Source organism: Desulfolithobacter dissulfuricans (genome assembly GCF_025998535.1).
GTDB classification, from domain to species: domain Bacteria; phylum Desulfobacterota; class Desulfobulbia; order Desulfobulbales; family Desulfobulbaceae; genus Desulfolithobacter; species Desulfolithobacter dissulfuricans.
Genome location: NZ_AP024233.1, coordinates 1455880 through 1467822 on the forward strand (window position 1 = coordinate 1455880; position 11943 = coordinate 1467822).

The 11943-nt window shown below is 57.3% G+C and carries 11 protein-coding genes and 1 tRNA gene; 10 read left to right on the top strand and 2 right to left on the bottom strand.

All coding sequences use genetic code 11. The features are described 5' to 3' along the window. Positions 1–100 precede the first annotated feature (100 nt). Together GF1_RS06465 and gltX are read right to left on the bottom strand one after the other, a co-directional pair. Complete coding sequence (locus GF1_RS06465; RefSeq protein WP_267928808.1) at positions 101–1798, bottom strand: glutamine--tRNA ligase/YqeY domain fusion protein; 1698 nt, start codon at positions 1796–1798, stop codon at positions 101–103. Next, positions 1795–3285: a glutamate--tRNA ligase gene (gltX, locus tag GF1_RS06470; RefSeq protein ID WP_267928809.1), complete on the bottom strand. Its 1491-nt coding sequence runs from the start codon at positions 3283–3285 to the stop codon at positions 1795–1797. Before gltX ends, GF1_RS06465 begins: the two co-directional genes overlap by 4 nt. A gap of 492 nt (positions 3286–3777) precedes the next feature. Between gltX and serA the strand changes: the two genes are divergently transcribed. The 10 genes from serA to coaE all read left to right on the top strand — a co-directional run bounded on the left by serA (position 3778) and on the right by coaE (position 11578). Next, positions 3778–5376, top strand: a complete 1599-nt coding sequence (gene serA, locus GF1_RS06475) for a phosphoglycerate dehydrogenase (RefSeq protein ID WP_267928810.1) — start codon at positions 3778–3780, stop codon at positions 5374–5376. Positions 5377–5419: 43 nt separating this feature from the next. Next, complete coding sequence (locus GF1_RS06480; RefSeq protein WP_267928811.1) at positions 5420–5740, top strand: DUF1844 domain-containing protein; 321 nt, start codon at positions 5420–5422, stop codon at positions 5738–5740. Positions 5741–5766: 26 nt separating this feature from the next. Beyond that, positions 5767–6708: a 4-(cytidine 5'-diphospho)-2-C-methyl-D-erythritol kinase gene (gene ispE, locus GF1_RS06485; protein WP_267928812.1), complete on the top strand. Its 942-nt coding sequence runs from the start codon at positions 5767–5769 to the stop codon at positions 6706–6708. A 23-nt stretch (positions 6709–6731) separates the two neighbouring features. Further along, positions 6732–6806, top strand: a tRNA-Gln gene (locus tag GF1_RS06490). A 22-nt stretch (positions 6807–6828) separates the two neighbouring features. Then, entirely contained in the window at positions 6829–7767 is a 939-nt protein-coding gene (locus GF1_RS06495) for a ribose-phosphate pyrophosphokinase (RefSeq protein ID WP_267928813.1), read from the top strand. Positions 7768–7871: 104 nt separating this feature from the next. Then, the gene (locus GF1_RS06500) at positions 7872–8429 is read left to right on the top strand and encodes a 50S ribosomal protein L25 (protein ID WP_267928814.1); all 558 of its coding nucleotides are present in this window, start codon (positions 7872–7874) and stop codon (positions 8427–8429) included. Between the two features lie 246 nt (positions 8430–8675). Continuing rightward, positions 8676–9269 (top strand): aminoacyl-tRNA hydrolase, encoded by a 594-nt coding sequence (gene pth / locus GF1_RS06505; protein WP_267928815.1) that lies wholly within the window; start codon positions 8676–8678, stop codon positions 9267–9269. 202 nt (positions 9270–9471) lie between these two features. Then, on the top strand, positions 9472–9951 hold the full coding sequence (locus GF1_RS06510; protein WP_353740427.1) for a CarD family transcriptional regulator: 480 nt from the start codon (positions 9472–9474) through the stop codon (positions 9949–9951). Positions 9952–9969: 18 nt separating this feature from the next. After that, entirely contained in the window at positions 9970–10962 is a 993-nt protein-coding gene (locus GF1_RS06515; protein WP_267928817.1) for an RluA family pseudouridine synthase, read from the top strand. Beyond that, entirely contained in the window at positions 10946–11578 is a 633-nt protein-coding gene (gene coaE / locus GF1_RS06520) for a dephospho-CoA kinase (protein WP_267928818.1), read from the top strand. The genes GF1_RS06515 and coaE overlap by 17 nt, the downstream gene beginning before the upstream one ends. The last annotated feature ends 365 nt before the right edge of the window (positions 11579–11943 follow it).

Below are 11943 nucleotides of genomic sequence, written 5' to 3' on the forward strand. Positions count from 1 at the left end.
GAGCTGGACTTTCACCGCATCCGCTGCGTCATCAACCCATTGATAGAGCGTCACTCTAATCAATGGGCCTCTTCCTTGCGCCTGCGGCGAAATTCCAGCTTCACGGATTCAGGTTCTTTTTATTCATCTTCTGCCAGGTATCGCGAAGGGTAACAATGCGGTTGAAGACCAGGTGGTCTGGCCGGCTGTCCTTGCTGTCCAGGCAGAAGTAGCCCTGCCGTTCGAACTGGAACCGGTCATCCAGGGTGGCCCTGGCCAGCCCGGGCTCGACAATGGCATCGGTCAGGATATCCAGGGAATGGGGGTTGAGGAATTCCTTGAAGTCCTTTTTCTTGTCCATGTCCGGATGCTCGACCGTGAAAAGGCGGTCGTAGAGCCGAATCTCGGCCGGGATGCCGTGCCTGGCCGAAACCCAGTGGATGGTGCCCTTGACCTTGCGGCCATCCGGCGCTGATCCGCCTCTGGTTTCCGGATCATAGGTGCAGCGCAGCTCCACAACGTTGCCCTCTTCGTCCTTGATGACCTCCTGACAGGTTATGAAATAGGCGTAACGCAGCCGTACTTCCCGGCCCGGTCCGAGGCGGAAGAATTTCTTCGGCGGATCTTCCATGAAGTCGGTGGCTTCGATGTAGATCTCGCGGCAAAAGGGCAGGGGACGGGTGCCCATCTCCGGGTTCTTGGGGTGGTTCTGGGCCTCGAAATACTCCACCTGCTCTTCCGGGTAGTTGGTGATGACCACCTTGAGTGGCCGCAGCACGCCCAGAACGCGGGGGGCATGGTCGTTGAGATCGTCGCGGACCGCGTTTTCCAGCACGCCCATGTCCACCCAGGAGTTGCGCTTGCCGATCCCGATGATATCGCAGAAATTTCGGATCGATGCCGGTGTGTAGCCACGGCGGCGCAGCCCGGACAGGGTCAGCATCCTGGGGTCGTCCCAGCCGTTCACGTGCCCTTCGTCCACCAGTTGCAGGAGTTTACGTTTGCTCATCACCGTGTAGTTGATGTTGAGGCGGGCAAACTCGATCTGCTGGGGATGGCAGGGAGTCTTGAGGGTGTCCAGGAACCAGTCGTAGAGCGGCCGGTTGTTCTCGAATTCCAGGGTGCACAGGGAGTGGGTGATCCCTTCGAGCATGTCCGAGAGGCAGTGGGTGAAATCGTACATCGGGTAGATGCACCACTTATCCCCGGTCCGGTGATGGGGTATCTTGAGGATCCGGTAGATGACCGGATCACGCATCAGGATGTTGGGCGAGGCCATGTCGATCTTGGCCCGCAGGACGCACTCACCCTCGTCGAACTCTCCTGCCCGCATCCGCTCGAACAGCTCCAGGTTCTCCTCCACGCTCCGGTTGCGATAGGGGCTCTCCTTGCCGGGTTCGGTCAGGGTGCCCCGGTAGGCACGGATCTCCTCACCGCTCAGATGGCAGACATAGGCCTTGCCCATCTCGATGAGCTGGATGGCGTACCGGTAGAGTTTGTCGAAATAGTCCGAGGCATAATAAAGATGCTCGCCCCAGTCGTAGCCCAGCCAGCGCACGTCCTCCTTGATGGCCTCCACGTATTCAGTGGATTCCTTGCCCGGATTGGTGTCGTCAAAGCGGAGGTGACAGACCGAGTTGTACTCCTTTGCAATGCCGAAGTTGAGGCAGATGGACTTGGCATGGCCGATGTGGAGAAAGCCGTTGGGCTCGGGCGGGAACCGGGTGATCACCTGGGAGTGTTTACCCGATTTCAGGTCTTCGGCAATGATCTGGCGGATGAAATCCTGCGGCTTGTCAGCCGTGTCATGTGGTGTCATGATGCGTTTTCTTCGTACAGGTGATCGATGTTTTGTAACCGTTGTACCACCCGGTCCTGTCCCAGGGCAATGAGAATGTCGAACATGCCCGGTCCGGCCAGCTGACCGGTGAGCACGGTCCGCATGCCGTTGATCAGGATGCCCGGCTTGATGTCGAGTTCGCCGGCCAGCGCCCGGGTAACCCGTTCGGTCTCTTCCTTTGTCCACTCTGGGAGCTGCGCGAAGCGCTCGGCCAGCATGGGCAGCCATTTTTTCAGGTCAGGGTGCTTGAGAATGTTTTTCTTCAGCGGCTTGGCCTCGATCTCGTAATCGTCACCAAAATAGGCCCGACCCATGGTGCAGAAGTCTTTCAGGGTATGGAACCGGTCGCGGATCAGGTCCAGGGTCTCCAGATACCACTGTTTTTTGTCATTGTCATAGGCCTCGTCCCACAGTCCGGCCTCCTCCAGCTCCTTTTTGACCATGGCGCCCAGTTCCTCGATATCCATGGTCCGCAGGTAGTGGGCGTTGATGGAGATGGCCTTGGGATCGGTGAAAAACTTGGGATCGCCCTTGCGGTAGTTGAAGACCGAGTTGACCTTGCTTATTCGCTCCAGGGTGAAGGCTTCGATCAGTTCCTCGCGCGAGAAGATTTCCTGGTCCGTGCCCGGGTTCCAGCCCAGAAGCACCAGGAAGTTGCACAGCGCCCAGGGAATGAACCCCTTATCGCGGTAGAACTGCACGGCCACGATTTCGCCATGGCTGCGCTTGGAGATTTTTCGCTTTTGCAGATCCAGGGTCAGGGGCATGTGGGCAAAGACCGGAATAGGCGCGCCCAGGGCCTCGTAGAGCAGGATCTGGCGGGTGGTGTTGGTCATGTGGTCCTGGCCGCGGATCACGTGGGTGATCCGGTCCCGGATGTCATCGACCACGTTGCACAGCAGGTAGAGCGGCCTGCCGTTTGAGCGGACAATGACAAAATCCTCGATGTCGCTGTAGGCCCGTTCAATCCGGCCGAGCACCTTGTCCTCGTAGGCCACGGTACCCTCTTTCTGCGGGACCTTGAAGCGAACCACGTACGGGATGCCGGCGGCTTCCTTTTCAGCCACTTCCTCGGGGCTCAGGTTGCGGCATGTGCCGTCGTAGCGTACGTCCTTTTTGGCGGCCAGGGCAGCTTCCCGTTTGGCATCCAGCTCTTCCTTGGTGCAGAAGCACTTGTAGGCATGGCCGGATTCCAGCAGCCGGTTGGCGGCCGCCACATGCTCGTCGGCAAACTCGGTCTGGAAATAGGGGCCTTCGTCCCAGTCCAGGCCCAGCCAGTTCAGGCCGTCCAGGATACCTTCAATGGATTCCTGGGTCGAGCGTTCGGCATCGGTATCCTCGATACGCAGGATCAGCTTGCCGCCGGTTTTTCTTGCATACAGCCAGTTGAGCAGGGCGGTTCGGGCTCCGCCGATATGGAGATACCCTGTGGGACTGGGGGGAAAACGCACACGTACTTCAGTCATGAAATAAATCTCCTTTACCGGCCAGGCCGGAATGGTGAGAGGAAAAGCAGATGATATTTATGAAAAACGGAACCGCCCTATATATACTGCGGGCAGGCTTTCTTCAACCTCAATTGAGCTGTTGTCTGATGGATAACCTCGCAGATTACCTGATTACTGCCGGGTTTGTCAAATTGTCGGTGGCCTGTACCCTGGACGACCATGGCCCTGGTTGCACTCCAGGGGGAAGGAGGGTATCCGGGCAGCATCCAGGGAAGGAGGGTGGCGGCTGCTTCCCGGGGTGCAGGCAAAATCACCCGGGTCGGGACACGGGAGGTCTGTTGGTTTTTCCTGTTGTAGAGAGATCTGTTTAGCGGTATAGTCCCTTTTTCCCGTTAAAAAAGCAATGTTTTTTCCGCAGGACTGGTCTCGGCGTCCGGCTCTGTTTGAGTGGAAAAACGCCATATTATACCGTAACTCAATTCCATACCATATCAGTTGTAAGGGGGGACAATGAAAGTACTTATCAGTGATAACCTGGCACCGGTCGGAGAAAAGATTCTGCGGGATGCCGGTCTGGATGTTGATGTCAAGACAGGGCTGCCGCCCGAAGAGCTCAAGGCCATCATTCCCGACTATGACGGGCTGGTTATCCGCAGTGCCACCAAGGTGCGTGAAGATATCATCGAAGCGGCCACCAAACTCAAGGTGGTCGGTCGGGCCGGAATCGGGCTGGACAACGTCGATATCCCGGCTGCGAGCCAGAAGGGTATCGTGGTCATGAACGCCCCGGACGGAAACGCTACCACGGCTGCTGAACATGCCATCGCCATGATGATGTCGCTTGCCCGCAATATTCCCCAGGCCACCGCTTCGATGAAGGCCGGCAAGTGGGAAAAAAAGAAGTTCATGGGGCGCGAGGTCACCGGCAAAACCCTTGGCATTGTCGGCATCGGTCGTATCGGTTCCATCGTGGCCAACAGGGCTCAGGGACTCAGGATGAAGGTGATCGCCTATGATCCATACATGCCGCCGGAACTGGTGGAAGAGCTGGGCGTGGAACTGGTGGACCTGATGGAGCTGGCCAGGCGGGCCGACTTTGTCTCTGTTCACACTCCGCTGACCAAGGACACCAAGCACCTGCTCTCCACCGAGTTTTTCGCCAACATGAAGCCGGACGCCATGTTCATCGACTGCGCCCGCGGCGGCGTGCTCGATGAAGAAGCGCTCTACGAGGCCCTTAAGGAAGGCCGGATTGCCGGAGCTGCCCTGGATGTTTTTGAGAAGGAGCCCACCACCCTGGAAGACACCCCGCTGCTTGGCCTTGACAACTTCATCTGCACCCCGCATCTCGGCGCCTCCACCTCCGAGGCCCAGGAAAACGTGGCCGTGGCCATTGCCGAGCAGGTGGCCGATTATCTGCTCAAAGGTGTTGTCCGCAACGCGGTCAACGTTCCCTCGGTCAGTGACGATGTTCTGGCCAAGGTCGGGCCTTACATCGCCCTTGGCGAGATGCTCGGTTCGCTGCACATGCAGATCGCCCGCGGCGGCGTGGAAGAGGTGGAGCTGGAATTCTCCGGCGACCTGGCAGAACAGGATACCGGCCCGGTGACCGTGGCCTTTCTCAAGGGGCTGTTCACCCCCATCCTTCAGGACGCGGTCAACTATGTCAACGCACCGCTGATCGCCAAGGAACGCGGCATCCGGGTGGTGGAGTCCAAGACCCAGCACGCGGCCGATTTTACCAACCTGCTCCGGATCCGGGTCAAGACCAACGAGGGTGAAAATATGCTGGCCGGCACGGTGTTTGGCAAGAAAGAGCCCCGGCTGGTCCGCCTCAACTCCTTCCGGCTCGAAGCCCTGCCTGCCGGCCCCATGCTGCTGGTCTACAACAAGGATGTCCCCGGCGTGATCGGAGCCCTGGGCACAACCCTGGGCGAGGGTGGGGTCAATATCTCGCGCATGACCGTGGGTCGCGAAGAGGAGAGCAACCAGAACGTGATTCTCCTCAACACCGATACCCGTATTTCCAAGGAGCTGCTGGCCAAGGTGCAGGAGCTGCCCAATATCGACGATGCCATGGTTCTGGAGCTGCCTCCCTACGGGGGATAAGGCCAGAGCCCTTTCCGGGTGACCTAAGAGGAGGATAAACAGTATGGGAAATCAGGCAGAAAGCAACAGGCCATGTCCTGATGGTAAAGTACGCGGGGCTGATGGCAAGTGCGTGATGCCCGAGGTGAGTTTCAGTACCTTTATCCTGTCACTCAACACCTCGGCCCTGTTCCACATGGGCGAGCTGCCGCATCCGGAAACCGGTGAGAAGGCCGTGGATCTGGAGCTTGCCCGCCATTCCATCGACACCCTGCGCATGCTGCAGGATAAGACCCGGGGCAACCTGGAAGAGGATGAGAAAGAACTGCTCGATAATATCCTTTATGAGCTCAAGCTGCGGTATGTCAAGATCGCCGGAGACTGAACCCTTTGCCCGGGACCGCGCAGACAATGGCTGAAACCACGCCGCCCAGCGGTGGGATCCGGGCAGGGGAGCTGATTCTCCCGGCTCCGGCCAAGATCAATCTCCACCTCCGGATCGTCGGTCGGCGGGAAGATGGCTATCACCTGCTCTCGACCCTGATGCAGAAGATCGACCTGGCCGATGAGGTGACGCTGCGGCCGAGAGAAGGGATCGTGCTTCGCTGTCCGGACAGTGATCTGCCCGAAGATGAAACCAACCTTGCCTGGCGGGCGGCCGAATTGTTCCGGCAGACCGTGGGGGCAAGGCTGGCCGGTTCGTTCGGGGTGGAGATCACCCTGAAAAAAAGGATCCCGGTGGCGGCCGGACTGGGTGGTGGCTCCAGCGATGCCGCTGCAGTGCTGTTGGGGCTTGACCGGTTGTTTGGCACCTCCTGCACAAGGGAGGAACTCATCGGCATGGGGGTGCGGCTCGGGGCGGATGTCCCGTTTTTCGTGGTCCCCGAGGAAGCGGTCTGGGCCAGCGGCATCGGCGAGGTGCTCGAGCCGGCCCCGGTGCTCGGCGAAACTCTGGTTCTGCTGGTTAATCCCGGCTTTTCTGTCTCTACCAGATGGGCTTTCGAGACTTTTGCGTTGACAGCTCCGAAAAATATTTTTAACCTAACAAGTTCGCAAAATAAGTCGCGAGCGCAACCAGGGAAGAATCTGGATTTTTCCGGGGAGCGGGAAGGCGGCTATTTGGTCAATGATCTGGAGACGGTTACCGTAACCAGGTATCCGGAAATACAGACAATAAAGGAGCGGCTTGTCCGTGGCGGTGCTGTCGGGGCCATGATGTCTGGCAGCGGGGCAACAGTGTTTGGATTATTTCCGTATGCACTGCGTAAACGGGCTGAGGTCTGTTATGCAGACCTGCGTCAGGACTATCCCCTGACCTACCTTGTGGATGCCCGGCATCGCGCGGTGCAGTAGCATTTCACCGGAGATTCCCGGGATGGGGCGTCGTCAAGTGGTAAGACACAGGACTTTGACTCCTGTATTCGCAGGTTCGAATCCTGCCGCCCCAGCCATTTTTCTTTTGAGGCTTGTACTATGCCAAATATAATGAAAATTTTTAGCGGCAATGCCAACCCTGCCATGGCGCAGGCCATCTGCGAATACCTGGACCTGCCGTTGTCGGCCGCTGAAGTCAAAAAATTCAGCGATGGAGAAATATCGGTCGAAATTGGCGAGAATGTCCGCGGCACCGATGTGTTTGTTGTTCAGCCCACCAGTCCGCCGGTCAACGATCATCTCATGGAGCTGATCATCATGGTGGACGCCCTGCGTCGGGCCTCGGCACGCCGCATCACCGCGGTCATTCCCTACTACGGTTATGCCCGCCAGGATCGGAAAGTGCGGCCCCGGGTACCGATCACAGCCAAAGCGGTGGCGGAAATGCTGATGGCTGTCGGAACCCGGCGGGTTCTGTGCATGGATCTCCATGCCGGCCAGATCCAGGGATTTTTCAATATCCCGGTGGATCATCTCTATGCGGCGCCCATCCTGCTCAAGTATATCCGGGAAACCTTTGACGACGTGGTCATGGTATCGCCCGATGCCGGTGGTGTGGAGCGGACCAGGGCTTTTGCCAAGCGACTCAATGCCGGCCTGGCCATCATCGATAAACGCCGCGAGCGGGCCAACGAATGCGAGGCCATGCATGTCATCGGTGATGTGAAGGGTAAGACCGCCATTCTGCTCGACGACATGGTGGACACCGCTGGTACGCTGTGCGGGGCGGCAGCCAAGCTGACCGAGATGGGGGCGCGCGAGGTCCATGCCTGTTGTTCGCATGCCGTGCTTTCCGGACCGGCCATCGACCGGCTGGAGAAATCCTGTATCAAGTCCCTGGTGGTGACCGACTCCATTCCGCTGCGGGACAACGCAAAGGACTGCAAAAAAATTACCGTACTGACCGTGGCCGAACTGCTGGGCGAGGCCATTCGTCGTATTCATAACGAAGATTCTGTCAGCTATCTCTTTGTCTGAGATTACTGATTCATGTTGCCTGATCCGCTGCTTTTTCGGGCGGTGGCGTTAAAAGTCGAGAGAATTTCCGAGGAACAGTTCCTCTGAGAGAAAAGGAGGTTATCATGTTACAGGTTGATATGCCCGCTGCCGTTCGTACCGTGTTTGGCAAGGGTGAAAATCGCCGGCTGCGCATGGCCGGGAAGACACCGGCTGTGTTGTATGCCGGGGGTAAGGATGCGCTGGCCCTGCAGTTCGATGCAACCACGCTCTACAAGACGCTCTTCTGGATCCATGGCCGCAACGCCGTGGTTACCCTGGAGATCGAGGGTGATGATAAGGACAAGCGCCATGTTCTTGTCCAGGAGATCCAGAAAGATCCTGTCAGCGACCGGGTCGTACACGTGGATTTTCTCGAGATCGAGTTGGACAGACCCATTGCCTTCAAGGTGCCGCTGAACTATGTCGGTGTGGCCAAGGGTGTTGATCTTGGTGGCGATCTGCTGGTCTACAAGAACTCCGTCATGCTCAAGGGGTGTCCGCTGGATATTCCGGACGCCATTGAGGTGGATGTCACTCCGCTGGACCGTGGCGATACCGGTATCACCTGCGGCGACATCGAGATTCCCGAGAACGTTGAAATGCTTGACGACAAGGACAAGGTCTGCGTTACCGTTTCGTAGACTGCAGCATTCGTTCTTAACTCCGGATCCGGTTCTGACCGGAACGGTTTTTTAGTTGAGTACAGAGCCGGGAATTTTGTTCCCGGCTCTTTTGCGTTGTTCCCACGACCGTGTCCGGCTGTCACCGCTGCACCCGCTGCGTCCGGCAACCGGATCAGACAGGCCCGGTACGCCCGGCCACGGGAAGACCTGTTTTCCGGGAGATAAAAATCACCACTCTCCTGTTCCCTGTTTACTGCTCTATCCATGTCTGCAACCGATTTTCTCATAGCCGGTCTTGGCAACCCCGGGCAGAAATACGCCACTACCAGGCATAATGCCGGTTTCCTGGCCCTGGACCATTTCGCCAGCCAGCAGGGCTGGAGCATCACCAGCTCCAGGTACCAGGGACTGTACTGCCGGGAAAGGCTTGGGGACCGCCAGGTGGTTCTGGTCAAACCGCAGACCTTTATGAACAAGTCCGGCCAGTGCGTGGCCGGCTTTACCAGGTTTTTCAAGATTCCGCTGCAAAACATCCTCGTGGTTCATGACGACCTCGATCTGGCGCCGGGACGGATCAAGATTGTCGCCAGGGGAGGGGCCGGCGGTCATAACGGGATCCGGTCCATCATCTCCCATCTCGGCTCCAGTGAGTTCGCCAGGGTAAAGATCGGCATCGGCCGGCCAGAGGTCAACGACAGTGGTCGCGGAATGCCGGTGGAGCGGTATGTGCTCGCCCCCTTCACCCCGGAGGAGCAGCGCCTCTTTGAGGAGCGGCTGGACCTGGTCTGCCAGGCCATTGAAACCTTTATCACCGACGGGGTGCAGGTGTGTATGAACCGCTTTAACGGCCGCACCTGATCTCTTTCGTTTTGTCGCTCTCCGGCTTCGCAGGAAGAGCGAAATTACAGTCACTCGAAAGCCCAAAGTTTTCGTCTCGCACCTCTCTCTCCTTTGCTATTTCAGGAAAATATGCTATAGTTATATTTTATACGAGTCTGTCGTATGCTTTCTTGCGTTTATGAAACAAGAAAAATCAGTGATCTGTTCCCGGGAGGAGCGAGTGTTTTCTGCAGGTGATATGGCTGTTTATCCGGCCCATGGTGTTGGTGTGATAAAGGCCATTGAGACACAGTCGGTAGGCGGTGTTGACCAGTCCTTTTATGTGATGAAAATTCTGGATAATGACATGACCATCATGATCCCGACGGCGAACAGTGACAACGTCGGGCTAAGGGCCATCATTTCCACCGAGGAAGTCGAAAAAGTCATGGAAATACTCCGGGAGCGCGATATCAAAATCAGTTCCCAGACATGGAATCGCCGCTACCGCGATTACATGGAGAAGATCAAGACCGGCTCTGTGTTCGAAGTGGCCGTTGTGCTGCGTGACCTGTATATCCTGAAAGATGACAAGGAACTCTCCTACGGTGAGCGCAAAATGATGGACACTGCCAAGAATCTCCTGGTTAAAGAGATTTCCCTTGCCAAAAATATGGACGAAGACCAAGTAGAGCAGCTGATTGAAAAGCTCTTTGCCTGATCCTGTTTTTCCGAATTGATGGGCATCGTAACAGGAAGTGCGGGCGCATCCTCTCCAGCTACAGATGGTGCAGATCAGAGTTCCAGCCAGTTTGTCCTGACGGTTCCGACGGGCAGCGGGGGGCAGCGACTGGATCAGTTCCTGGTTGCCCAGCTGGAAAAACATTCACGGGCCTCCCTTTCCCGGCTGATCAGGGAAGGTCATGTGCTGGTCGATAACAGGAAAGTCAAGCCGGGGCTTCGTCTGACACCAGGGCAGACCGTATCTGTCCATCTGCCCCCCGCACCTTCTTCAGAGCTGCAGGCCCAGCCGATACCCTTTGATATTCTTTTCGAAGATACCCATCTCCTGGTCCTGGTCAAGCCTCCGGGCCTGGTTGTGCATCCGGCGGCCGGCCATGCCTCTGGAACACTGGTCAACGGCCTGCTGCACCACTGCCGAAACCTGCCGGCCCTGGAGCAGGGCAGGCCGGGCATTGTCCATCGGCTCGACAAGGACACGTCCGGGATCATGGTGGTGGCCAAGAGCGAAGAGGCCCTGGCCAGGCTGGCGGATGATTTCAAGCAGCGGCGGGTCGCCAAGCGCTACCATGCCATTCTCCTGCGCTGCCCGGCCGAAGAAAGCGGCCGGCTGGTTGCTCCCATCGGCCGCCATCCGGTGCACCGCAAGAAAATGGCCATCCGGCCTACCAGGGGCCGGTACGCTGTGACAAGCTGGGAGGTGGAGGAAGTCCTGGCGCGGGGGTTATGCCTGGTACGACTCTCCATCGAAACCGGGCGGACCCATCAGATCAGAGTCCACATGGCCTCCCTGGGTTGCCCCGTGGCCGGGGACCAGGTCTATGGCGGGCGGGTAACCGACAAGTCACTGCCCGCGGTGGAGCGTCAGCTTCTCCATGCATCGGAAATCCGGTTCAATCACCCGGTCACCGGGCGCAACATGCGTTTTTCCATACCCCTGTGGCCTGATATGACCCAGTTCATGGAGCAACTCGGTGGCGGAGCGCATTAAATCCCGCCCTTGTGTCATCGGTATCACCGGTGGTATAGGCTCCGGCAAGAGCCGGGTGAGCCACTGCTGGGCAAAAAAATTCAACCTGCCGCTGGTCGACCTGGACCAGATATGCCGGCAGTTGCTGGAGCCCGGGCAATCGGGCTGGAAGGCGCTGCGGTCCCTGCTGGGTCCGAGTTTTTTTACAGACCAGGTGCTGGACCGCAAACGGTTGCGCCAGGCCCTGTTTGATGACAGCGACTTGCGACACCAGGTGGATGCGGCGCTCCATCCCCTGGCCAGGCAGGAGATGATCGCATGCTGCAGGAATCTCACCCGGGACCACAGGATGGTCCTGGTCGAGGTGCCGCTACTGTGCGAAGCTGGCTGGCAGGCGGATTTTGATCGTATCGTGGTTGTCTGGGCCGGGCTGCAAACACGCTGTGCCAGGGTGATGCGGCGGGATTCGGTGGATGGTCGGGAAGCCCTGCGGGCCATTGAATCCCAGATGGATCTCTTTGAAAAAGTACTTGAGGCCGACCATGCCATTGACAACGGGGGGCCCTGGGTATTAACGTATCTGCAAGTGATCCATTTGGGAAAACTTTTGTCTGCCAGGCAAAAAACCGGATTCTGATCCGTTTTTTTTAAAAGAAAGTCCTTGACAGAAATCCTGGAAACCAATAATTAGGATTTAAACGCATTTCCAACGTACAGATCCCTCCCCCTGTTGGAATCACGTTCTGATTTTTCAAACTTAATATATTTGCAAAAAGCTGCCACCTCTGTTGAGGGAAGGGAGCGCGATTGAATATTTCAGTATAAATCATTTCAGGTATTGTTCCTGCCACTTAATTTCATATTGCATCAATAATTCAATAACAGAACATAAGCGCAACTGATATTGCGCTCTACGTTGAACATATTTATTCAGGAGTATCCTGACAGTTGAATACGTGGTTATTTTTCTGCTGCAGGACCTGTCACAGTATGATAATGCTG

What these genes read in the sequence shown, in the direction of transcription:
- GF1_RS06480 (WP_267928811.1), top strand. Translation starts at nt 5,420, where the DNA reads ATGGGAAATCAGGCAGAAAGCAACAGGCCATGTCCTGATGGTAAAGTA.
- ispE (WP_267928812.1), top strand. Translation starts at nt 5,767, where the DNA reads ATGGCTGAAACCACGCCGCCCAGCGGTGGGATCCGGGCAGGGGAGCTG.
- GF1_RS06500 (WP_267928814.1), top strand. Translation starts at nt 7,872, where the DNA reads ATGTTACAGGTTGATATGCCCGCTGCCGTTCGTACCGTGTTTGGCAAG.
- pth (WP_267928815.1), top strand. Translation starts at nt 8,676, where the DNA reads ATGTCTGCAACCGATTTTCTCATAGCCGGTCTTGGCAACCCCGGGCAG.
- GF1_RS06465 (WP_267928808.1), bottom strand. Translation starts at nt 1,798, where the DNA reads ATGACACCACATGACACGGCTGACAAGCCGCAGGATTTCATCCGCCAG.
- GF1_RS06515 (WP_267928817.1), top strand. Translation starts at nt 9,970, where the DNA reads ATGGGCATCGTAACAGGAAGTGCGGGCGCATCCTCTCCAGCTACAGAT.
- GF1_RS06495 (WP_267928813.1), top strand. Translation starts at nt 6,829, where the DNA reads ATGCCAAATATAATGAAAATTTTTAGCGGCAATGCCAACCCTGCCATG.
- serA (WP_267928810.1), top strand. Translation starts at nt 3,778, where the DNA reads ATGAAAGTACTTATCAGTGATAACCTGGCACCGGTCGGAGAAAAGATT.
- gltX (WP_267928809.1), bottom strand. Translation starts at nt 3,285, where the DNA reads ATGACTGAAGTACGTGTGCGTTTTCCCCCCAGTCCCACAGGGTATCTC.